The sequence below is a fragment of the Bradyrhizobium sp. HKCCYLS3070 genome (assembly GCF_051167575.1).
Lineage (GTDB): Bacteria > Pseudomonadota > Alphaproteobacteria > Rhizobiales > Xanthobacteraceae > Bradyrhizobium.
The window spans coordinates 1,197,934-1,218,033 of the sequence record NZ_JBNPTI010000001.1; the positions used below are offsets into that span (position 1 = coordinate 1,197,934).

Below are 20,100 nucleotides of genomic sequence, written 5' to 3' on the forward strand. Positions count from 1 at the left end.
CTGTCACATCGGTCTGTCAGTTTGATCTGCCGCAATGCCGCCCGCGCTCGCGCGGGCGTAGTCTGTTGCGTTCAGGGAAAATGCCGGTTCGGCAAGGCCCAGCCGGCGCACAGGCGAGGGCGGCCATGGCAAGGATCATCGAAGCGCTGCTGCAGGAGCACGAGAATCTCGAGAAGCTTCTCTCGGTGCTCGAGCACGAATTGGAGCTGTTCGATCACAATCGGCGGCCGGACTACGACATCCTGCAGAGCATCATCGCCTATTTCGAGGACTATCCGCAGCGCTGTCATCATCCCAAGGAGGAGATGATCTTCGGCAAGCTGCGCGAACGCGACCCTGCCGCGGCCGCAGCCTATGGCGACGTCGACGACGAGCACGAGACCGAGGCGCAGCGGCTGCGCGGCTTTGCCGACGCCGTGAACGCGGTGCTGTCGGACCAGGAGATCCTGCGCGAGAGCTTCCACGCCGCCGTGCATGAGTTCATCGACAGCCAGCGCGAGCATCTGCGCAAGGAGGAGACCCTGCTGTTTCCGGCGGCGCTGCGCGCCCTTCAGGCGGAGGATTGGGCCGATATCGACGCCCGCATGTCGGACCGCAAGGACCCGCTGTTCGACGGCGACGTCGCCGAGAAATTCCACAATCTCGAGCGGACCATCCTGCGCTGGGAACAGGAGGCGGAGCAGGCGCGCGCCACCGCCGGCTGATGGCGTTTTGCCCAATTGCGCCCCGCGACCGGTGGACTATAGTTCCAGTGGGGGCAGGCACTCTTTCGCGGAGCTGGCTATGGCCGCTTTGAACACTGGGCTCGATCCGGTCCGAGGTTCGTCGAATGCAGGGGCAGGGGCAGATGCGGCCCGAACCCCTGCGCAGGTCCCGATGGCGCAGCAGAGTGCCTTTGGCAGCCATGGCTATGACATGTATCCCCAGGAACTCGTCCGGCTGTCGGGCTGCCAGGAGCAGGCGCTGCGCCGTGAGACGAAGCGCGCCTTGCAGCTGAGCTGACGGCCTTGTCCGATCTCGCCGCTCGATGGTCCCCGCGCTGGTTCATGGCCGGAACGCAAACCCGGGATCATGGTTGTAGTTCATGATCGTGGTTATTCCGGTATACGTGCGTTAACCTATCATTAACCAGATCGCGCGACCCTGTTCGCATACCCCAGGAATGCGACGGAACCGGACGGCCGGAGCCGGCAGTCGCGACAAGAGGCCGGCGGCGTAACGCCCGCCGGCCTTTTTGCGTGGGCGGGTCGGCTGGAATTGACCACCGCACCCTTGCGTCAGTTGCGCCGCGCCAGCGAGCGCAGGAAGCCCTGATATTCCTCGTTCAACTCCATATCGACGGCAGGCGCGAGCTTCAGCAGGACATTGGCGATGAACGCCTGGTCGTTGCGCGGCTCCTCCAGCACCTCGCGCAGCACCGGGACGTTGTCCTCGATGTGATGCAGAAAGGCGACGCCTTTCTCCGCCGTCTCGGTCCAGCGCGCCCGCGTCCATTTCGCCAGCGGATACATGATCTCGTGGACGAAGTTCGACTTGCGCGCCTTCTCGAAGAAGCGCAGTCCGGCGCTCCAATATTCCTTGGCGCGCAGCGGCGGTGGCGGCAGATCGCCTGTCAGCATCTTCTTGCCGGCCTGGCCGACGAAATCGTCGAGCGTGGTCGGCGCATCGATCGTGGCGCGGAAGTGCCACAGCGCGAACGAGCCGGGAAAATCCTTGCCCATGCCGTCGAGCAAGGCGGTCTCGACCTTGTCGACCGCGGCCTTGTCGCCCTTCAGCGACGCCGTCATCGCGAAGGCGAACAGCGCGTCGTTGCCGACCTCGTGGACGCCGCCGTTCTGCAATTGCGCCGCCGACAATGCGGGTGTCTTGCCGTCGGCAGGCACCGCGGCCTCGCCGACGCGCTGCGCCTTGATGAAGGTGGTGATCTCGAGCCAAGCCATGAGGTTGGCGATGAAGGCGTCGGGATCGACATGCACGATGGCGAGATTGAGCGGCTCCTTGCGTGCTCTCAGCTCGGTCATGTCGGTCATGTCGCACTCCGCCGCAACTCGCCGCCGAGCGGTCTGTCGCCTTTGCGACACACGATGGCTCGTTCGACGAGAGATGCCGGGAAGGGCAGCAAGAAGGGTGCCACGGTCTTGTCGGGCTTGGTCTTGTCGAGCTCGCGGGCACAGCGCGGTCCGCGGAACGAGTTTTGCTCGTGGTCCTTCGATTGCGATGGTCGCAATGGAGCATGAGGCCCGCGAATGTTCACCCGCGTCTGCAAGGCCGACACCATCGACGAAGGCGGCATGCGCCTCGTCATCGCCGACGCCCAGCTCGTCATCCTTGCCTGGCCCGACAAATGGCGAGCTCAAAGCGTTCCAGGGCGTCTGCCCGCACACGGCGGCGCCGATGGAGGAGGCCGGCTTCGACGGGCGCGTGCTCAGTTGCCCCGTGCACAATTGGACGTGGGATGCTTTCACCGGTACGCCGCTCCACCCGCCGGAGAGCGCGCTGGCGCAATATCCGGTCAAGGTCGAGGACGGCGTGGTCTACATCGACACGGACGATATCGCTCCGCTGTTTGCGGCCCGTTGAGCACGCGGGAAGAGACCGGAAACACCGCCACGGGGTGGCTTGCCCGGCCGGCGAAACGCCTCTATACGTTCGGCGCGCGGCACGGAATCACCGTCGGTGGTTCAGCCGACCTCGCAGATCATCGCCTCAAGCGGCTGATTTGCTGAAGGTTTTACCGAAACGTGCAAGCGGCGATGGCACCGGGGCCTCGTGCCCTCTGGCATCGTGCGTATTGCTCCCTTCGTCTATCGGTCAGGACGCCACCCTTTCACGGTGGAGAGAGCGGTTCGATTCCGCTAGGGAGCGCCACTCCGCGCCGGCTTTCCTTCCATCTCCGATCTTAAAACGGACGGTTTGCGCCGAGACGCGGTCGGCGCGAGGTTCTGCAGCGATGAATCGCACGCGCAGTCGGGGTCCGGTCAACCGTCCATTAGGGTCCTTGCCGTACTGCAACGGGCGAGCAGGAGCAGGATGATGGCCGCGCCCAAGAAGCGGGAAGCCCGCAAATCGATGAAGCAGCCGGCGTGGATCACGCTGGATGGCGGGTTCGCCGTGCGCCATTGCCTGGTTCAGGACATTTCCAGCGCCGGCGCCAAGCTGACCCTGCAGGACGCGGCGGCGCTGCCGGCGACCATCCGGCTCGCCTTCGCGCGCGACGCAAGAACGGGCCGCCAGTGCCGGGTGGTGTGGCGCCGCGGCGCCTCGGTCGGCGTCAAGTTCATCGGCAAATAGACGGCCGGTGTCGCTTCGCTGCGGCAGACGCGCTAACAAGCGGCATGTGTCGATCTCTCATCCTGGGCGCCCTCGCGGTGCTCGCCGCCGTGACCGTGGCAGCCGCTGGCTCGCCGGGGTCGTCGCTTCTTGCGCCATCGCTTCCCGGGCCGAAGGCGGCTGGACCGAATAAGGCCGCACCCCGTTCAGGCGCCGCCATCAGCAATCCCTGCGCGTCCTACGGCGCCAACTTCGTACGCGTCGAGGGAACCGATACCTGCGTGAAGGTCGGCGGCGCCCTGCGCGTCGAGATGGGCACCTCGACCAGCCGCTGAGGTGCTCACGACAGCGGCGGCGCGATGTGGCGGATGAAGGCCGGGCGTTGCGCGATCTGTCCGTACCAGCGCGCGAGGCTCGGCAGCTCCGGCTTGACGACACCTTCGACTCCGAACCAGCGCCGGGCATAGGCGCCAAGCGCAATGTCGGCGAGCGTGAAATGCTCGGCCTCGACGTGGCTGCGCGTGGTCAGATGCGCGTCGAGGATGCGCCACATCGCCGCGGCGTCGTCGGCCGCCTTCTGCAAGGCGGCCATGTCGCGCTGCTCCGGCGGCGTTCGCACCAAGCCCCAGAACAGCGGACGCTCGATCGGCTGCACCGTCGACAGCGTCCAGTCCAGCCAGCGCTCCACCGCGGCGCGGTGCCGCGGTGTCGTTGGATAAAGCGGCGTGCCATCGCCATAAGCGAGGCAGAGATAGCGCATGATCGCGTTGCTCTCCCACAGCACGAAATCGCCCTCGACCAGCGTCGGGATGCGGCCGTTCGGATTCATTGCGAGATAGTCCGCCTCGTTGTTGCGGCCGTACTGCATGCCCGCGTCGATACGGTCATAAGCGACATCGAGCTCGGCGAGACACCACAGCACCTTCTGCACGTTCACCGAATTGGGGCGGCCCCAGATCGTCAGTCTGTCGTCGGCGGACACGTTCGGCTCCTCTCTGGGCGAGCGTCCTCATTAGCGCATGTTACGCAAAAAGCCCCGCTCGAAGCGGGGCTTTTCCGACGAACGCATCGTTCGCGGCGATCAGTGGCCGAAGAACAGCCACAGCAGAATAATCACCGGAATCGGCACGCCCAACAACCACAATAGAAGTCCTCGACCCATCTCGGCCTCCTCGTATCCTCTCCATCAATCGGAGCGACAACGCGAGGGTGGCCACGATGTTCCGGCTGGATCATGAAGGCGAATGACTCACCAATGTCCGGTGTTCGGCATCGACAGCCAGGGCTCGGCCGGCGCCTTCGGCTCGCCCTTCTGCAACAGCTCGATCGAGTGCAGATCGGGCGAGCGGATGAAGGCCATGTTGCCGTCGCGCGGCGGCCGGTTGATGGTAATGCCGAGCTTCATCAGCCGGTCGCAGGTGGCGTAGATGTCGTCGACCTCATAGGCGAGATGGCCGAAGAAGCGGTCCTCGCCATAGCTCTCCTCGTCCCAATTATAGGTGAGTTCGACCAGCGGGGCGCCACGCGTCGGCGGCAGGCTCTTCAGCAGGTATTCATCTTCGGGTGCGCAGAGAAACACCAGTGTGAAGCGACCCTTGTCGTTGTCGATCCGGCGCACCTCCTTGAGGCCGAGCGCATCGGAATAGAATTTGAGCGCGGCGTCGAGATTGCGCACGCGCAACATGGTGTGGAGATAACGCATCGTGTCTTCTCTCCCTGAACTCGAAGCGGATGGTCAACGGCCGCCTGCGGACGCCGATCCATAGCAGCAATTCGCCCGCCCGTGTATCGAGCCTGATGCTGCGGCGGTGCCGGCTCGCTCGGATGTGCGGTGCCCGCGACGACGCGTTCGACGGGGCTGCGCGGTGTTGCGAGAGCCTCTCCGTATGCCAGCGAATCGCTGTTTTGGCAGTGATTCGCGGCATGGATGGACGAGCGCGATGCGACCGCATGTAGGGATTTCAGCATGTTTCGCCTGCAATGTGCGGCCAAAATCACGCAGGACCGTCGAAAATGCCTGGAAATATAGGGGAAAATGAATCGCTTGCTCCGTTCGATCGCCATCGCAGCTTGACTTCTGCGCGCTCCGTTGGAATTTTGGCGCCGCTGTGGGTGCTTCGGGGCCCCTTGAAATGCAGGAGAATCCCGAAAATCGCGGGGTGATACGCCACTAGACGACTGAAGTCCCGGCTGTGCAATGCAGCCAGAAAGCCCCGACCAGTCTGCGCAGCAATGCGCTGATAGCCGCGCAGTCGTCACGTCATTCACCGGTATCAATCACAAGGAGATACGATGGCTACCCAACTTTCCAAGTCGCAACTGATCGAGAAGATTGCGACCTCGACCGAGCTGTCCAAGCGCGACGTCAAGAACGTCATGGAGACGCTCACCGACGTCGGCCACAAGGAGCTGAAGAAGAACGGCGTGTTCCTGGTGCCGGGCTTCGCCAAGTTCGTCGTCGTCAAGAAGCCCGCCGTGAAGGCGCGCAAGGGCACCAACCCCTTCACCGGCGAAGAGATGATGTTCAAGGCCAAGCCGGCCCGCAAGATCGTGCGCGCCCGCCCGGTCAAGGCCGCCAAGGACGCGGTTGCCTGATCTGAACCGTCAGTCACGGTCGTGATCACGTCAAAGGCCTCCTCAAAAGGAGGCCTTTTTCGTTGCGGGCTGTGGGGTTGCAGCGCGGCTGAGTGTTGCGGTCGCCGAAGGGCCGACGTCCCCGGACCGCGAGGGTTGGCACCGCGGGGGCCCGAAAAACGATAGCAGCGCCAGCGCGACGGAATATCTTCGTCGCGTGGCGCCACCCTCGAAACTGGGCCCTGAAATCCCCAGTACTGATGTGTCTCGGGGAGGCGCAGGAAGGTTCAAAGGTCTTTGCGGGAAGATTGACCGGCCCGTGCGCCCTCCGGCCCGCGCAGGAGCGCCGTCGCGCGCGCTGGGGAGAAGCCGGTGGATATGGCGCAGCAAGCCGTTGATCCGCGATCCGAAGGGCCCAGGCGAGCAGCTGTGGATAAGCGTTGGATCGGCTGTGGATGAAAGGCCCCGCGATCGCCTGCAAAGCTCGGCTTCAGCGGCGCTCGCCGGTCAGATCCGCTCCGTCGTCCGCTGCTATTTCAGGCGCCGCACCGGCCGCCTCGGTCCTGGGATGACAGGACGCAAGCACGACGAATCCGCCATAGCCGATGATGTTGAACAGAAGTTCCAGCCAGGATGCCATCGCGGATTTCCCTCATGGCGGTGAACGTGTGGCGACGGTCACGGTTCCAACGCGCGCGGCGGTGAGCCGGGCTGCAACCAACTCCCCCGCATCTGCGTTGTTTGGACGCATGGGAATTGGAGGACATTCGATCATGAGAAAGACATTCATGAGAAAGACATTGGCTGTTCTGGCGACCGCGGGCGCCGTCGCCATCACCGCACTCGCGGCACCCGCACCGGCACAGGCGCGCGGCATCGGCCCGGGTCTCGCATTCGGCCTCGCGGCGGGAGCGTTGACCGCCGGCGCGATCGCGGCCTCGCACCCGTATTACTATGGTCCGGGCTACGGCTACGGGTACTACGACTACGGCCCGCGTTACGTCTACGCGCCCGGGCCGTATGCCTATTACGGCGGACCGTACTATCATCGCTACCACCACTGGCGTCATCACTGGTAAGCGCCGGTCGTGAAAAGGAGAGCCCGGATGGCGAAAGCCTCCGGGCTCTTTTTTCATCCCTGCTATTCCGCGGCCTCGCCGCGCTGCGCCTTCTTCCACGCCAAGCGGGCATATTCCTCGCGTTCGCGCGCGAACTTCTCCTGGGTCGACTTGAACCGTGCAATCCTTGCGGTGATGTCGGCGCGCTCCTTCGCGCGGCGGTCGTCCTGCGTCTCGTTCTGCCTCACGGATCCTCTCTGCTCCGGTCGCTATCCGGCGAGCCTCGCCCTGAGACGCGTGACAAACTTCCTGGCGAATCGCTGGCGCGATGTGGATGTCCGATTGGGGCGTGATTGCGGACGCTCGGCCCCGGCTGCGGGCGGCTCGCGCGTTTTGCTGGGGACGGTGGGCGAGCAACGCCTACGTCTTCCGGTAGACACGGAACAATCCGACTCGTTTCGCTTGCAGTTGCGTCGTTCACGACTGGTTCCGGCGGATGCGGAGTGACGCAACGACACAGCCGGGGCCGGCCACGCTCAGAGGCGGGAGCCAGCTTGCCGTGCTATGAAGGGAGGACGATGATGATGCGAGGTTTCATGGTTCGGGGCCGCCGCTGATGATTGCATCCGATCTGCACGACGGGGTGAACCGCCTGGGAGACATGATCGCTGCGGCGCGGGTGATCGTCCCCTTCACCGGTGCTGGAATATCGACCGAGACGGGCATTCCGGATTTCCGTTCTCCCGGCGGTCTATGGACGCGCAACCGGCCGATCCATTTCGACGAATTCGTCGCCAGCCAGGAGGCGCGGGACGAGGCTTGGCGGCGGCGCTTCGCGATGCAGGGGACGTTTGCCGCGGCGCGGCCCGGCCGCGGCCACCTGGCGCTTTCGTCGCTCTACCGTGCGGGGAAAATTCCGGCCGTCATCACTCAGAACATCGACAACCTGCACCAGGACTCCGGTTTCGCCCCGGATCACGTCATCGAGCTGCACGGCAACACCACCTACGCGCGATGCATCGGATGCGGGCAGCGCTATGAGCTCAACTGGGTGCGCGAGCGCTTCGAGGCCGACGGTGCCGCGCCGGATTGCCCCGAATGCGCGGAGCCGGTGAAGACCGCGACGGTATCCTTTGGTCAGTCGATGCCCGAGCATGAAATGCAGCGTGCCAGCGAACTCGCGCAGCACTGCGATCTGTTCGTCGCGATCGGCTCGTCGCTGGTTGTGTGGCCGGCCGCGGGCTTTCCATTGATGGCAAAGCGGGCTGGCGCGCAACTCGTGATCATCAACCGGGAACCGACCGATCAGGACGACGTTGCAGACCTTGTTATCCACCACGACATCGGCGAAGTACTCGGATCGTTCGTCCGTAATTGAACGGAAATTGATGCATTTTTGTCGGCATCTCTGTTCATATGCCTCACTGAAACCGATTTTTATCTATGCGCGGCACGAGGGAATGTTATCTTTGATTCGAGAGATTCGCGTGACTCATCGTGGGTATAGGTGGTGAGCACGTGTATGAGGGCGCCGTTGCAGGGGTGGCGGCTCACAATTCATATGTGAGGTCCGGGGTTATGGGGTCGGACGGATTTGAGTCCAAGAAGCTTGGGGTGCCGGTCGTTGGTGTATCGACACCAACCCGGCTCGGGGCGGAATATCAAACCGGCGTCGCGCGCGACTCGGCAATCGATGCGATGACCGGTCTTGGCGAGAACCTCGTCGAAATCAGCGGTGTCATCAAATGGTTCGACGCCTCGAAGGGATACGGTTTCATCGTTCCCGACAATGGCTGGCCGGACGTGCTGCTGCACGTCACGGTGCTCAGGCGCGACGGCTACCAGACCGCCTATGAAGGTGCTCGCCTGGTGGTGGAGTGCGTGCAGCGCTCCAAGGGCTACCAGGCCTTCCGCATCGTCTCAATGGACGAGTCGACGGCGATCCATCCGGCGCAGATGCTGCCGCCGCGCACCCATGTGACGGTCACGCCGACCAGCGGGCTGGAGCGAGCCCAGGTCAAGTGGTTCAACCGGCTGCGCGGCTTCGGCTTCGTGACCTGCGGGGAAGGGAGCCCGGACATCTTCGTCCACATGGAGACCCTGCGCCGCTACGGCATGACCGAGCTGCGCCCCGGCCAATGGGTGCTGGTCCGCTACGGGCCCGGCTCCAAGGGCATGATGGCGGCCGAGATCCACCCCGAGACGGGCTCGCCGGCATTGTCCTCGCACTGAGCGAATGCTTGCTGCGACCACCGCATTTGACGGCCCCGGAACGGCGTTTCCTGGGGCCGTTTTTCATGCCGGCTCCATCTTCACGGACGGGCCGCAGTCTTGCTGCGGAGGCCGCGACCGTGTAGTGACGGGTCCTCGAGGACAATCGTCCTTCGAGACCATCGGGGTATAGCGCAGCCTGGTAGCGCGGCAGTTTTGGGTACTGCAGGTCGTTGGTTCGAATCCAGCTGCCCCGACCATCTCCGCAGCGGCGCGGCTTCCCGGGTGAGGCCAATTGCTGGTGCGAACTCCGGCTCGACGCTCACGATAGCGAGAAGGATTTCGGCCAGGCCGCCGGCCGTCAATCGGCACGAGCGAGCGCGGCTGGGCCAAAAAAATTCGGATGCTCCCGCAGCGGCAAAACCCGGGAGCATCCGAAGTGTGCGGGTGAATCCGGGGAAGGAACATCCGCTGGTCGTCAGCATCCTCTGAATCGAAATCTCGCGTCTTTGCGCTAAATCAAATCAGGCGCAGGAGGCAGTTCGCGCGTCGGCCGTGCCGAGGTCGCTGGGGGCGGATCAGCGCGCCAGCTCGCCCTGCGCCAGCCGGCCGTCGATGATGTGCACGCGCCGTTGCATCTGAGCGGCGAGGTTGAGGTCGTGCGTGACCGCGACGACGGTCTTGCCGCGCAGCGTGACCAGATCGCGCAGGATGCCGAACACCTGCGCGGTCGCGGCGGTGTCGAGGCTGCCGGTGGGCTCATCGGCGAGGATCACCGGCGGATCGTTGGCGAGCGCGCGCGCCACCGCCACGCGCTGGCGCTGGCCGCCCGACAATTTGTCCGGCGTCTTGCGCAGATGCTCGGCCAGCCCAAGCGACTCCAGCAGCTCCTCGGCGCGCTGGGTGATGGCGCGCGGCGACAGCCGTGCCAGCGCGCGCATCGGCAGCGCGACGTTCTCGGTGATCGAGAATTCCGGCAGCAGGAAATGAAACTGGAAGACGAAGCCGAGCCGCGACAGCCGCACCTCGGCGCGCTCATCCTCGCTCATGCCGGTCGTCGAGCGGCCGTCGATCAGCACGTCGCCCTGGCTCGGCAGGTCGAGCAGGCCAAGCAGGTAGAGCAGGGAGGATTTGCCCGAGCCCGACGGTCCGGTGATGGCGATGAGCTCGCGCGGATGGATTACGAGATCGATGTTGGCGACCAGCGTCACCGGCACCTCGCCAGGCAGCACCTTCGTCACTTGCCGCGCCTCGATCAGGGGCGGGTTCACGTCGCCCCCCGGATGATGTCGACCGGATGCAACCGCGCCGCGGCGCGGGCCGGAAAGTAGCCGGCGACCGCGCTGGAGATCAGCGCGACCGCGCCGGCCAGCAGATAGTGCTTCAGCGAATACAGCACGGGCAGATGATTGTAGTCGGAGAACGGCGTCTTGAACTCGAGCGAGGCCAGCCCGCGGGTAAGCAGGTAGCCGAGCGCCCAGCCTAGGGCGGCACCGGTCAGGCCGATGAACAGCGCCTCGACGATGAAGATGGTGCGGACCGTGCGGTCGCGGAAGCCGAGCGACTTGAGGATGGCGATGTCGCGGGTCTTCTCGTGGGTGATGGTCGAGATGATGTTGTAGGTGCCGAAGCTCGCGACCAGCAGGATGGCGCCGACGATGGTGTACATCAGCACGTTGCGCAGCGTGATCGCCGCCAGCAGGTCCTCCTGCGCCTCCTGCCAAGAGACCGCCTTGTAGCCGGTCTGCTCGCCGATGCGCTCGCTGATCAGGCGCGCCTGCATCGGATCGTTGGTGCGGACGCGGATCTCGTTGATGATCCCGGTCTGGCGCTCCAGGATCTGCGCGGTGCGCAGCAGCACGTAGCCGGTGGTCTCGTCGGTGCCGCGGAAGCCGGAATGGAAGATGCCGACGACGGTCGCGTTCATGCTGATGCCCTGGGCCGAGGCGAGCGTGATGTTGGAGTTCACCCGCGCGCCGATCTTGGCCGCGAGCCGGTCGCCGAGCAGGATCGCGTGCGAGGACCGGTACAGCGAATTGAGATTGCCCTGCCGCATGTGGCTCGCCAGCGTCGAGACTTGGCCCTCCGTGCGCGGATCGATGCCGATGATTGCGACCGTCAGGTTGCGGCCGGCGAAGCGCAGCACGGCCTTGGACTGCACCGACGCCGTCAGCGCGCCCGGCACCCAGCCCTGCAGCGAGGCGATGGTGGCCATCGGGTTCTTGATGCCGGGGCGGCGGACATTCGGGGTCAATCGATGATATTCGGCCGCCGCATAGACCTGGTCGGCCGGCTGGCGGGTCGGCTGGCGCAGCTCGTCGGTGATCGAAATGTGCGGCAGCGCGTCGACCAGCGTGCGGATGAAGTCGTCCTGGGAGCCCTCCATCATTGCCGCCATCATCACCGAAAACGCCACGCCGGTCATCACGCCGGCGATCGCGACCAGCGTCTGGCGGGCGCGATGGCGCACATGGGTCCAGGCGATGGTCAGGACGAGGCTCATGGCACGGACGTCTCGGGCTCGATCACGCGAATCCGCTCGCCGTCCTTGATGTCGGCCGTCGCCGGCGCCGCGACCAGCTCGCCCTCGCGGGCGCCGTCGAGGATCTCGACCGCCGCGGAGCCGCGGATGCCGATCCGCACCGCGCGCCGGTGCACACGGCCGCCATCGATCACCATGAGGCTGTTGTTGACGACGGCATTGGCCGGCGCGAGCAGCGTGTCGCCCGTCTCGCGGCTGACGATGTTGGCCTCGACGCTCATGCCGACGCGCAGCGGCGTGTTGTCGGGCAAGCCGATCCGCACGCGGAACGTCTTGGCCACGGGATCACCCGCCGGCGTGATCTGCTTCACCGTCCCGGGCAGGGCCTGGTTGCCGAACGCATCGGCGCGTAGCAGCGCCTTCTGCCCGACCTGGACACGGGGGATGTCCTCCTCGTTGACGTCGGCGACGACCCAGAGCGGCTTCTCCAGGCCGACGCGGTAGAGGATGGTGCCGGGATCGACCATGTCGCCGACCTCGCCGTCCTCCTTGAGGACGACGCCGTCCATCGGCGCCACCAGCTTGAAGTAGTCGAGGCGCTGGGTCTGGGCCGCGATCTGGGCGCGGATGCGGGCGAGATCGCTTTCGGAGCGCTGGTACGCTTGCGATGTGGCCGCGCCGCGGGCCAGCAACTGCGACTGCCGCTCGAACTCGTGGCGCTGGAATTCCTCCTGTGCGCGCAGATCGTTCAAGGTGGCCAGCGCCTCCTTGTCGTCGAGCCGCGCCAGCACGTCGCCGGCCTTGACCAGCTTGCCCTCGCAGCGGCAGCGCTCGACGATGCGGCCGCGGACCAGGGGCGTGCTCCGCGACCACGTCTCAGGCTCCACCGCGCCGGTCGCATACACGATCTCGGCCGCCGTGCCGCGGGTGATGCGGGCGGTCGCGATCAGCGGTCCACGCACCCACCATGTGGCAAGCCCGGCCAGCGCGCCGAACAGCAGGATGATCGAGAGCAGGCCGCGCCACGGAAAACGACGCCGGCCGCGATCGACGGCCGGCGGGGCAGCAATGGCGTTGGATCGGTCCGGCGTCAGCATGTCCATGATCGAACGGACCCTGCGACGGGAGAAAGGCTATACTTAGCCGGCAGTACCCGTCGCCACGCGGGGCGGAGCCATCTTGAAGTGCTGTTTGGCATAGGCGACGATCTGGCGATCGGTCGGGTGATCGGCAGCTTCGACGCCGACGATGCGCTTTCCGACCGCAGGATGCTTCTCGTGCAGGTACTTGGCAAGCTCGGTCTTGGCGCCGGCCGGGCCGATGATCAGGATCTCGCCGGCGTCATCGAGCGCGTGCGCGACCTCCTCGAGGAAATTCTTGTCGGGCGCCGCGTGGCCGCTGCCGATCTCGTTGGCCTTGTGGTGCAGGTGCTTGGTCTGCAGGTGTGGATGCAGCGTCAACTCGTCGGCACCGGTCAGTCCGATATGGAACACCTTGGCCTCGCTGTGATCGAGCCACACGACGGCATGGAAATGGGTGGGCATATTCTGGTCCTTGTCAGCAAATCGCCGCGTGGCGGCCTTGCGCGTTCGCCATGGAACGCGCGCCGCGGAAGGCGGCACCCGTTGTGAAGCAAACCTTAGCGAGCCGGATCGTGGCCGGCTTGATGCAGGTCAACGGACGCGGGGGTCACCCCGCACCCCTGATGTGCGGGGGGGGGGTTACTTCGGCGCAGGCGGCTTCGGCAGCGGCTTGTCCTGCCGCTTCGACCAGGAGATGTAGTAGGCCACGGTGGTCATGATCGCGATGCCCGCCGCGCTGACGAGGATCTGCGCCAGCAGCGAACCTGAGCTCAGCATCAGGGTGAAGTGGCCGATGAAGGACAGGAACACGCCGACGCAGAACACCGCCAGCGACTGTTGGCCGCAGACGATGAGGGGATCGAACGCCTTCCACTCCAGGCCCGGCCATTCCTTCGGCACGAACCGGATGACCAAAATGACGATCACCACGAAATGCAGGAAGCGGTACGGCGCGAGATTGGTCTTGTCGTTGGGATTGAAGGCCGAATAGAGCCAGTTCGGAAACATCGATCCGAGTTCGGGGAAGCGGCCGGCCATCGTCATGACCAGCGCGAGCACCATATAGGCGATGCAGAAATACAGCGTGGCCGGCGCCATGATGATGCCCATCGAGCGGCGGGCTCCGCCGAGCGCGCACCACGAGCCGAACACGAACAGCACCTGCCAGCAATACGGATTGAAGTACCAGGTGCCCGCCGGATAGGCCGCGAAATTCCAGCCCATCTGTCGCGCCACGAGCCAAAGCACGATCGAGGCGATCATGGTCAGGTCGGGCTGGCGCAGCATCATCCACAGCACCGGCGGGAAGAAGCCCATCAGCACGATGTAGAGCGGCAGCACGTCGAGATTGACCGGCTTGAACTTCAGGATCAGTCCCTGGGCCAGCGTATCGCTGGCGTGGTCGACGAGGCCTGCGACGTTGAACTCGTCGATGATCTCGGAGACGCCGAACCGCGTCGCCAGATAGCTGATGGCCACGATATAAATCACGAACAGCACGATGTGGGCGACGTAGAGCTGCCACACCCGCTTGAACAGCCGGGTGGCGCCGACGATGAAGCCGCGGTCGATCATCATGCGCGCATAGACGAACGAGGCGGTATAGCCGGAGATGAACACGAACAGGTCGGCGGCGTCGCTGAAGCCGTAATTCCGCGTGGTGATCCAGTTCACCACATTGTCCGGGATGTGATCGAGAAAGATCGCCCAGTTGGCGATTCCGCGAAACAGGTCGAGCCGAAGGTCGCGCCCTCGCTCGGGCAGCGTGGCATTGATTTTCATGGCCGCTTCAACGCACTGTTTTGAATGGAAAGCGTTCGGGGAGCAGAGGCGCCGTGGCAGTCGACCGAGATTGTCACGGGACGGCAGAATGACTATACGGGGCACGATAGACGGTCATGTCCAGGATGGGAATCACCGTTCCGTGCCGACGCTTGCCTGTACCCCATCCCGGCCGTTTCCGCCAAACGCATGACGACGCAGCTTCCAGGGGCTCTTCCAGCCATGACCGCACGCATTTTCAAGCCCGCCAAGAACGCGATGCAATCGGGCAAGGCCAAGACCCGGGACTGGCAGTTGGATTATGAGCCGGAGCAGCCGCGTTCGGTCGAGCCGCTGATGGGCTGGACGTCCTCCTCGGACATGAAGCAGCAGGTCACCTTGCGCTTCGACACCAAGGACGAGGCGATCGCCTATTGCGAGCGCAAGGGCATTCCCTATCAGGTGATCGAGCCGAAGGAGCCGGTGAAGCGGCAGATCGCCTATGCCGACAATTTCTCGTTCCGCCGCGGCGAGCCCTGGACGCATTGAGGGGCCGGCCCGGCCGTCGTCCGTTCACCCTGTTTGAGGCGGCCCGCCGGGGTTGGGCAGCGGCGCGTCCTTGGACAGGCCGAGCACCGGGAAGCTCCTGATGGCCCGGACGCCGGGCAGGGCGGCGAACTGGCGGAGCTGGCGGCTCATGCCTTCGACCCCGGTCGACACGCATTTCAGCAGAAAATCCGCATCTCCCGACAGCCGCCAGCATTGCTGGACCCAGGGCAACGTCACGATCGCGGCTTCGAACGATTCCAGCGCCGTCTGGTGCTGGCTGTCGAGCTGAATCGACACGAACGCGACCACCTCATAGCCCAGCGACCGTTCATCGACGCTGGCGCGGATGGACTTGATCACGCCGCTGCTGCGCAGCGTCCGCACCCGGCGCAGGCAGTTCGGATGCGAGATCCCCACCCGGTCGGCGAGCTCGTTCATGCGGATCCGGCCATCGGCCTGGAGCTCCGCCAGGATCCTGCGATCGATCGCGTCGAGCTCCGGGCTGCCAGCCATCGGCGCCGCCCGTTCAGCCGGTCGGGTGATCAGGCCGGCCACCGCCGGCCTGATCGGGCCCGGCGGTGCGCGGCATGACGCCGGAGAGCACGAGCTTCTCGTGGGCCGCGATGATCGCCTCCCTGGTGAGCCGGCCGCCAGGACGGTACCAGCTGCACAGCCCGGTCAGGAGCGCGATGATGGCAAAGGTCGCGACCTGGATGTCGTCGACGTCGAACACGCCTTGCGCCACACCGTCGCCGAGGATGTCGGCCAGCCGGCGCTCATAGGCGCCGCGCAGCGCCACCACCGCCTCATAGTTGCGGGGATCGAGGCTGCGCAGCTCCGAATTGGCGATGAAGACCTCGCGCTTCCGGGTCATGTGATAGCTGACGTGGAAGGCGACGAACGCCCGCAGGCGTTCGACGGGGCCATGGGTGTCGCGCAGCGCTTGGTCGAGCTCGCGCAGGAGATTGTTGATGTGGTCCTGGATCAGCTCCGCCAGCAGCTCCTGCTTGGTGCTGATGTGATTGTAGAGCGAGCCTGGCTGGATGCCGACCTCGGCGGCGAGCTGGCGGAGGCTCATGGCCTCATAGCCGTGCTGGAAGATCAGCCGCAGGCCGGCCTTGCGGATCGCCTCCATCGTCGTCGGACCATGTGACCCGATCGTGCGCGCCATCTCGTCCTCGCTGGACCGTCCCGGTGCCGATCGCGGCGGATCCGCCACGGGAGGGGCCCGTAGTGAAGTCTGAAAATTCCGTGGTCTCAAGCAAATGCTGCTCGCCCCGGACCCTACAACAATCCGCTTGAGAATAGAATTTAAAAACGTATGATCGTTTAATTCGAGAAGGACGGACGGCCGCAGACCGGGCCGCCGACGGGCAGGGAGGACAGCATGCGGGCAAAGATGGTACACCCGGGCTCTCAGCGGCCTGAACGGCCGCGACCGCTCTGACGCGTGCTCCCACGGCTTCCCCCTCCAGCCTCGCAACGAAGACGCCGGTCATGACGCTTCACTCCACGATCGATCCATCGTCCTCCGATTTCGCCCGCAATGCCGACGCCATGCGCGCGCTGGTCGCCGACCTCAGGACGAAGCTGGGGCAGGTCGCCGAGGGCGGCGGCGAGGCCTCGCGCAAGCGGCATCTGTCGCGCGGCAAGATGCTGGCGCGTCAGCGTGTGGACCTGCTGCTCGACCCTGGAACGGCGTTCCTGGAGCTGTCGCCATTGGCCGCGCACGGGCTCTATGGCGGCGACGTCCATTCGGCGAGCATCGTCACCGGCATCGGCCGCATTGCCGGCCGCGAATGCGTCGTCGTCGCCAACGACGCCACCATCAAGGGCGGCACCTACTACCCGATGACGGTGAAGAAGCACCTGCGCGCCCAGGACATCGCGCGGCAGAACAACCTTCCTTGCGTCTACATGGTCGATTCCGGGGGCGCGTTCCTGCCGCTGCAGGACGAGATCTTCCCGGACGAGCGGCATTTCGGCCGCATCTTCTACAATCAGGCGCAGATGTCGGCGCAAGGCATCCCGCAGATCGCGATCGTGATGGGCTCGTGCACCGCCGGCGGCGCCTATGTGCCGGCGATGTCGGACGAGAGCATCATCGTGCGCAATCAGGGCACGATTTTTCTTGGCGGCCCGCCGCTGGTGAAGGCGGCGACCGGCGAGGTCGTCACGGCCGAGGAACTGGGCGGCGCCGACGTGCATTCACGCCAGTCGGGCGTCACCGATCACTACGCACAGAACGACGCCCATGCGATCGGTATCGCGCGTCGCATCGTCGGCACGCTGAAGCCGCCGGGCGCGCGCAGCGCGCTGAATATGCGCGAGGTGCGCGAGCCGCGCTATGCGGCGGAAGAGATCTACGGCGTCGTGCCGGTCGACGGCCGCAAGCCGTTCGACGTGCGCGACATCATCGCGCGGGTGGTCGACGGCTCGGAGTTCGACGAGTTCAAGAAGCTCTACGGCCAGACGCTGGTGTGCGGCTTCGCCCACATCTGGGGTCATCCGGTCGGCATCATCGCCAACAACGGCATCCTGTTCAGCGAGAGCTCGCTGAAGGGTGCGCATTTCATCGAACTGTGCTGCCAGCGCAACATTCCGCTGGTGTTCCTGCAGAACATCACCGGCTTCATGGTCGGCAAGAAATACGAGGCCGGCGGTATCGCCCGTGACGGCGCCAAGCTGGTGACTGCGGTCGCGACCGCGTCGGTTCCCAAGTTCACCGTGGTGATCGGCGGCTCCTACGGCGCCGGCAATTACGGCATGTGCGGCCGCGCCTATGCGCCGCGTTTCCTCTGGATGTGGCCGAACGCGCGCATCTCGGTGATGGGCGGCGAGCAGGCCGCGATGGTGCTGAGCCAGGTCCGCCGCGACGGCATCGAGGCCAAGGGCGAGAGCTGGCCTGCGGAAGAGGAAGAGAAATTCCGCAGCCCCATCCGTGCGCAATACGAGGCCCAGGGCAATCCCTACTACGCGACGGCGCGGCTGTGGGACGACGGCGTGATCGATCCCGCCGATACCCGCCTTGTGCTCGGGCTCGGATTGTCTGCCGCCGCCAATGCCCCGGTCGAGCCGACCAAATTCGGCCTGTTCAGGATGTGATCATGGCTCGTCCCGGATTGTATCGTCGTTTTCGCAAGCTCCTGATCGCCAACCGCGGCGAGATCGCCGTGCGCGTCATCCGCACGGCACGCGCGATGGGATTGAAGACCGTCGCGGTCTACTCCGAGGCGGATCGAAACGCGCTGCATGTCGCGCTCGCCGACGAGGCGGTGCTGCTCGGCCCCGCACGCGCCCGCGATTCCTATCTTAACATCGAGCGCTTGATCGAGGCTGCGAGGCAGACAGGCGCCGAGGCGGTTCATCCCGGCTATGGCTTCCTGTCCGAGAGCGCCGAATTCGCGCAGACCTGTCTCGACGCGGGCCTGGTGTTCGTCGGGCCGACGGCCGCGATGATCACCGCGATGGGTTCCAAGTCCGGCTCCAAATTCCTGATGGAGCAGGCCGGCGTGCCGCTGGTGCCCGGCTATCACGGCGAGGCGCAGGACGAGGCGACGCTCGCCAATGAAGCCGCGCGGATCGGCTTTCCCGTTCTGATCAAGGCCTCCGCCGGTGGCGGCGGCCGCGGCATGCGCGTGGTCAATGCAGCCGGCGATCTCGCTGATGCCGTCACCAGCGCCAAGCGCGAGGCCAAGGCGGCGTTTGGCGACGACCGTGTGCTGATCGAGAAATTCGTCCAGAACCCGCGCCACATCGAGGTGCAGATCATCGGCGACAGCCACGGCAATCTGGTGTCGCTGTTCGAGCGCGAATGCACCTTGCAGCGTCGGCACCAGAAGGTGATCGAGGAGGCGCCGTCGCCGACGCTGACGCCGGAGCAGCGGGAGACGGTCTGCGCCGCGGCGCGTCGCGCGGCCGGCGCGGTCAACTATGTCGGGGCGGGCACCATCGAGTTCGTCTCCGACGGCCGCGACGTGTTCTTCATAGAGATGAACACGCGCCTGCAGGTCGAGCATCCCGTCACCGAGTTGATCACCGGCGTCGATCTCGTCGAATGGCAGTTGCGCGTCGCCTTCGGCGACGCGCTGCCGCTGACGCAGGACCAGATCCGCTTGCATGGCCATGCCATCGAGGCACGCGTCTACGCGGAGAATCCCGCCAAGAATTTCATGCCCTCGGTCGGCACGATCAAGACCTGGCGGCTTCCCGCTGAAACCGGCGGCCTGCGCATCGATGCCGGCTATCGCGAGAGCGATGTGGTCTCGCCCTATTACGACGCGATGCTCGCCAAGATGATCGCCTGGGCGCCGACCCGCGAGGTCGCGATCGAGCGGCTCAACCGCGGCCTTGAGGACACCGACGTCCGAGGTATCGTCAGCAACATCCCGTTCCTGTCGTCGCTGCTAACGCATCCCGACGTCGTGGCGAACGCGATCGACACCGGTTTCATCGAGCGCCATCTGACACATCTGACCCCGTCGGGGGCGGTGGCCGGCGACCTCGAGCTCAGTGCAGCCGTCGCGGCCATTCTCATCGGCGAGCAGACTGCGGCCAAGGAGCAAGGCTCGCCGTGGCGCGCATCCGGTTGGATGCCGGTGGGGCTGCGGCAGCGCGTGTTCTCGTTCCGCCAAAGCGCTGGGAATGAACCGCGGACCGCCACGCTGGCCTATGGTCCCAGCGTGCAGCGCCTGTCGATCGAGGGCCGTGAGACCTCGTTCTCGGCACTTCCGACTGATGACGGCGGCTTCGACCTTGTGTGCGACGGCGTCAAATCCCATGTGGTGGCCGTCATCGAGGGCCATGAGCTGTACCTGCGGACCCGCAACGGCCGTTTCGATCTGCATTGGATCGATCCGTTCGGCGGTGACGACGAGGAGCAGGCCGGCGAGGACAAGATCGTGGCGCCGTTGCCGGGGACCGTCGTGGCGCTGCTTGCGCAGGAAGGCGCCGTCCTGGAGAAGGGTGCGGCGATCCTGACGCTCGAAGTCATGAAGATGGAGCAGACCCTGCGGGCGCCGTTCGCAGGCCGGCTCAAGGCGATCAAGTGCAAGGTCGGCGACATCGTGCAGGAAGGCGTCGAACTGGCGGACCTCGAACCGTCCGCCTGATC

General features: G+C 65.3%; 23 protein-coding genes, 2 tRNA genes and 1 pseudogene. 14 read left to right on the forward strand and 12 right to left on the reverse strand.

Annotated features, from left to right (window positions below; all coding sequences use genetic code 11):
• Positions 1–125 precede the first annotated feature (125 nt).
• Positions 126–704, forward strand: coding sequence for a hemerythrin domain-containing protein (locus tag ACQR03_RS05510; RefSeq protein WP_315712084.1), 579 nt, complete (start codon positions 126–128; stop codon positions 702–704).
• 172 nt (positions 705–876) lie between these two features.
• The gene (locus ACQR03_RS05515) at positions 877–1,002 is read left to right on the forward strand and encodes a hypothetical protein (RefSeq protein ID WP_315712083.1); all 126 of its coding nucleotides are present in this window, start codon (positions 877–879) and stop codon (positions 1,000–1,002) included.
• Positions 1,003–1,277: 275 nt separating this feature from the next.
• On the opposite strand, the gene ACQR03_RS05520 is transcribed toward ACQR03_RS05515, so the two are convergent.
• Positions 1,278–2,030, reverse strand: coding sequence for a hypothetical protein (locus ACQR03_RS05520; protein WP_434841034.1), 753 nt, complete (start codon positions 2,028–2,030; stop codon positions 1,278–1,280).
• A gap of 216 nt (positions 2,031–2,246) precedes the next feature.
• Between ACQR03_RS05520 and ACQR03_RS05525 the strand changes: the two are divergent.
• From ACQR03_RS05525 to ACQR03_RS05540, 4 genes and pseudogenes are all read left to right on the forward strand, one after another.
• Positions 2,247–2,580, forward strand: a pseudogene (locus tag ACQR03_RS05525) (Rieske 2Fe-2S domain-containing protein).
• Between the two features lie 213 nt (positions 2,581–2,793).
• Positions 2,794–2,868 (forward strand) — tRNA-Glu (locus tag ACQR03_RS05530).
• A gap of 165 nt (positions 2,869–3,033) precedes the next feature.
• On the forward strand, positions 3,034–3,291 hold the full coding sequence (locus tag ACQR03_RS05535) for a PilZ domain-containing protein (protein WP_315826902.1): 258 nt from the start codon (positions 3,034–3,036) through the stop codon (positions 3,289–3,291).
• Positions 3,292–3,335: 44 nt separating this feature from the next.
• On the forward strand, positions 3,336–3,605 hold the full coding sequence (locus ACQR03_RS05540; protein ID WP_315751640.1) for a porin: 270 nt from the start codon (positions 3,336–3,338) through the stop codon (positions 3,603–3,605).
• Positions 3,606–3,610: 5 nt separating this feature from the next.
• On the opposite strand, the gene ACQR03_RS05545 is transcribed toward ACQR03_RS05540, so the two are convergent.
• Positions 3,611–4,252 carry a glutathione S-transferase family protein gene (locus ACQR03_RS05545; protein ID WP_434841035.1) on the reverse strand — a complete coding sequence of 214 codons (642 nt, stop codon included), beginning with the start codon at positions 4,250–4,252 and terminating at the stop codon, positions 3,611–3,613.
• 267 nt (positions 4,253–4,519) lie between these two features.
• Positions 4,520–4,972: a VOC family protein gene (locus tag ACQR03_RS05550; protein ID WP_315712076.1), complete on the reverse strand. Its 453-nt coding sequence runs from the start codon at positions 4,970–4,972 to the stop codon at positions 4,520–4,522.
• Positions 4,973–5,562: 590 nt separating this feature from the next.
• Between ACQR03_RS05550 and ACQR03_RS05555 the strand changes: the two genes are divergently transcribed.
• Positions 5,563–5,865, forward strand: coding sequence for an HU family DNA-binding protein (locus ACQR03_RS05555; RefSeq protein WP_172109121.1), 303 nt, complete (start codon positions 5,563–5,565; stop codon positions 5,863–5,865).
• Positions 5,866–6,334: 469 nt separating this feature from the next.
• On the opposite strand, the gene ACQR03_RS05560 is transcribed toward ACQR03_RS05555, so the two are convergent.
• Positions 6,335–6,484: a hypothetical protein gene (locus ACQR03_RS05560; RefSeq protein WP_315712075.1), complete on the reverse strand. Its 150-nt coding sequence runs from the start codon at positions 6,482–6,484 to the stop codon at positions 6,335–6,337.
• Between the two features lie 148 nt (positions 6,485–6,632).
• Here ACQR03_RS05560 and ACQR03_RS05565 point away from each other — a divergent pair, with 148 nt between their 5' ends.
• Positions 6,633–6,923 (forward strand): hypothetical protein, encoded by a 291-nt coding sequence (locus ACQR03_RS05565; protein WP_316191238.1) that lies wholly within the window; start codon positions 6,633–6,635, stop codon positions 6,921–6,923.
• A 62-nt stretch (positions 6,924–6,985) separates the two neighbouring features.
• On the opposite strand, the gene ACQR03_RS05570 is transcribed toward ACQR03_RS05565, so the two are convergent.
• On the reverse strand, positions 6,986–7,150 hold the full coding sequence (locus ACQR03_RS05570; protein ID WP_315712073.1) for a hypothetical protein: 165 nt from the start codon (positions 7,148–7,150) through the stop codon (positions 6,986–6,988).
• Between the two features lie 368 nt (positions 7,151–7,518).
• Between ACQR03_RS05570 and ACQR03_RS05575 the strand changes: the two genes are divergently transcribed.
• The 3 genes from ACQR03_RS05575 (at position 7,519) to ACQR03_RS05585 (ending at position 9,373) form a co-directional block, all read left to right on the forward strand.
• Positions 7,519–8,280 carry an SIR2 family NAD-dependent protein deacylase gene (locus ACQR03_RS05575; protein ID WP_316173688.1) on the forward strand — a complete coding sequence of 254 codons (762 nt, stop codon included), beginning with the start codon at positions 7,519–7,521 and terminating at the stop codon, positions 8,278–8,280.
• A gap of 200 nt (positions 8,281–8,480) precedes the next feature.
• Positions 8,481–9,134 (forward strand): cold-shock protein, encoded by a 654-nt coding sequence (locus tag ACQR03_RS05580; protein WP_315712071.1) that lies wholly within the window; start codon positions 8,481–8,483, stop codon positions 9,132–9,134.
• A gap of 162 nt (positions 9,135–9,296) precedes the next feature.
• Positions 9,297–9,373, forward strand: a tRNA-Pro gene (locus tag ACQR03_RS05585).
• Positions 9,374–9,691: 318 nt separating this feature from the next.
• Here the strand turns inward: ACQR03_RS05585 and ACQR03_RS05590 are convergent.
• The 5 genes from ACQR03_RS05590 to ACQR03_RS05610 form a co-directional block, all read right to left on the reverse strand.
• Positions 9,692–10,384: an ABC transporter ATP-binding protein gene (locus ACQR03_RS05590; protein ID WP_316170495.1), complete on the reverse strand. Its 693-nt coding sequence runs from the start codon at positions 10,382–10,384 to the stop codon at positions 9,692–9,694.
• Entirely contained in the window at positions 10,381–11,616 is a 1,236-nt protein-coding gene (locus tag ACQR03_RS05595; RefSeq protein WP_316164799.1) for an ABC transporter permease, read from the reverse strand. The genes ACQR03_RS05590 and ACQR03_RS05595 overlap by 4 nt, the downstream gene beginning before the upstream one ends.
• Positions 11,613–12,692: an efflux RND transporter periplasmic adaptor subunit gene (locus ACQR03_RS05600; RefSeq protein ID WP_316170496.1), complete on the reverse strand. Its 1,080-nt coding sequence runs from the start codon at positions 12,690–12,692 to the stop codon at positions 11,613–11,615. The genes ACQR03_RS05595 and ACQR03_RS05600 overlap by 4 nt, the downstream gene beginning before the upstream one ends.
• 42 nt (positions 12,693–12,734) lie before the next feature.
• Entirely contained in the window at positions 12,735–13,139 is a 405-nt protein-coding gene (locus ACQR03_RS05605) for a translational machinery protein (RefSeq protein ID WP_315712066.1), read from the reverse strand.
• A 177-nt stretch (positions 13,140–13,316) separates the two neighbouring features.
• Positions 13,317–14,459: an OpgC domain-containing protein gene (locus ACQR03_RS05610; RefSeq protein WP_315712065.1), complete on the reverse strand. Its 1,143-nt coding sequence runs from the start codon at positions 14,457–14,459 to the stop codon at positions 13,317–13,319.
• A gap of 222 nt (positions 14,460–14,681) precedes the next feature.
• Between ACQR03_RS05610 and ACQR03_RS05615 the strand changes: the two genes are divergently transcribed.
• Positions 14,682–14,987, forward strand: a complete 306-nt coding sequence (locus ACQR03_RS05615) for an ETC complex I subunit (protein ID WP_315751632.1) — start codon at positions 14,682–14,684, stop codon at positions 14,985–14,987.
• A 24-nt stretch (positions 14,988–15,011) separates the two neighbouring features.
• Here ACQR03_RS05615 and ACQR03_RS05620 read toward each other — a convergent pair whose 3' ends face one another.
• On the reverse strand, positions 15,012–15,500 hold the full coding sequence (locus ACQR03_RS05620) for an Lrp/AsnC family transcriptional regulator (protein ID WP_316174022.1): 489 nt from the start codon (positions 15,498–15,500) through the stop codon (positions 15,012–15,014).
• Positions 15,501–15,513: 13 nt separating this feature from the next.
• Entirely contained in the window at positions 15,514–16,158 is a 645-nt protein-coding gene (locus tag ACQR03_RS05625) for a TetR/AcrR family transcriptional regulator (protein ID WP_315826909.1), read from the reverse strand.
• A 326-nt stretch (positions 16,159–16,484) separates the two neighbouring features.
• Between ACQR03_RS05625 and ACQR03_RS05630 the strand changes: the two genes are divergently transcribed.
• Both ACQR03_RS05630 and ACQR03_RS05635 read left to right on the forward strand, forming a co-directional pair.
• The gene (locus ACQR03_RS05630; RefSeq protein WP_315712061.1) at positions 16,485–18,092 is read left to right on the forward strand and encodes a carboxyl transferase domain-containing protein; all 1,608 of its coding nucleotides are present in this window, start codon (positions 16,485–16,487) and stop codon (positions 18,090–18,092) included.
• A 2-nt stretch (positions 18,093–18,094) separates the two neighbouring features.
• On the forward strand, positions 18,095–20,098 hold the full coding sequence (locus ACQR03_RS05635) for an acetyl/propionyl/methylcrotonyl-CoA carboxylase subunit alpha (protein WP_315751630.1): 2,004 nt from the start codon (positions 18,095–18,097) through the stop codon (positions 20,096–20,098).
• Positions 20,099–20,100: the final 2 nt, after the last annotated feature.

Bases quoted from the DNA above. Each gene is read 5' to 3' on its own strand.
- ACQR03_RS05540 (WP_315751640.1), top strand. From the start codon at position 3,336: ATGTGTCGATCTCTCATCCTGGGCGCCCTCGCGGTGCTCGCCGCCGTG.
- ACQR03_RS05620 (WP_316174022.1), bottom strand. From the start codon at position 15,500: ATGGCTGGCAGCCCGGAGCTCGACGCGATCGATCGCAGGATCCTGGCG.
- ACQR03_RS05555 (WP_172109121.1), top strand. From the start codon at position 5,563: ATGGCTACCCAACTTTCCAAGTCGCAACTGATCGAGAAGATTGCGACC.
- ACQR03_RS05610 (WP_315712065.1), bottom strand. From the start codon at position 14,459: ATGAAAATCAATGCCACGCTGCCCGAGCGAGGGCGCGACCTTCGGCTC.
- ACQR03_RS05550 (WP_315712076.1), bottom strand. From the start codon at position 4,972: ATGCGTTATCTCCACACCATGTTGCGCGTGCGCAATCTCGACGCCGCG.
- ACQR03_RS05515 (WP_315712083.1), top strand. From the start codon at position 877: ATGGCGCAGCAGAGTGCCTTTGGCAGCCATGGCTATGACATGTATCCC.
- ACQR03_RS05510 (WP_315712084.1), top strand. From the start codon at position 126: ATGGCAAGGATCATCGAAGCGCTGCTGCAGGAGCACGAGAATCTCGAG.
- ACQR03_RS05520 (WP_434841034.1), bottom strand. From the start codon at position 2,030: ATGACCGACATGACCGAGCTGAGAGCACGCAAGGAGCCGCTCAATCTC.
- ACQR03_RS05575 (WP_316173688.1), top strand. From the start codon at position 7,519: ATGATTGCATCCGATCTGCACGACGGGGTGAACCGCCTGGGAGACATG.
- ACQR03_RS05605 (WP_315712066.1), bottom strand. From the start codon at position 13,139: ATGCCCACCCATTTCCATGCCGTCGTGTGGCTCGATCACAGCGAGGCC.
- ACQR03_RS05535 (WP_315826902.1), top strand. From the start codon at position 3,034: ATGGCCGCGCCCAAGAAGCGGGAAGCCCGCAAATCGATGAAGCAGCCG.
- ACQR03_RS05565 (WP_316191238.1), top strand. From the start codon at position 6,633: ATGAGAAAGACATTGGCTGTTCTGGCGACCGCGGGCGCCGTCGCCATC.
- ACQR03_RS05635 (WP_315751630.1), top strand. From the start codon at position 18,095: ATGGCTCGTCCCGGATTGTATCGTCGTTTTCGCAAGCTCCTGATCGCC.
- ACQR03_RS05600 (WP_316170496.1), bottom strand. From the start codon at position 12,692: ATGCTGACGCCGGACCGATCCAACGCCATTGCTGCCCCGCCGGCCGTC.
- ACQR03_RS05595 (WP_316164799.1), bottom strand. From the start codon at position 11,616: ATGAGCCTCGTCCTGACCATCGCCTGGACCCATGTGCGCCATCGCGCC.
- ACQR03_RS05580 (WP_315712071.1), top strand. From the start codon at position 8,481: ATGGGGTCGGACGGATTTGAGTCCAAGAAGCTTGGGGTGCCGGTCGTT.
- ACQR03_RS05625 (WP_315826909.1), bottom strand. From the start codon at position 16,158: ATGGCGCGCACGATCGGGTCACATGGTCCGACGACGATGGAGGCGATC.
- ACQR03_RS05615 (WP_315751632.1), top strand. From the start codon at position 14,682: ATGACCGCACGCATTTTCAAGCCCGCCAAGAACGCGATGCAATCGGGC.
- ACQR03_RS05560 (WP_315712075.1), bottom strand. From the start codon at position 6,484: ATGGCATCCTGGCTGGAACTTCTGTTCAACATCATCGGCTATGGCGGA.
- ACQR03_RS05630 (WP_315712061.1), top strand. From the start codon at position 16,485: ATGACGCTTCACTCCACGATCGATCCATCGTCCTCCGATTTCGCCCGC.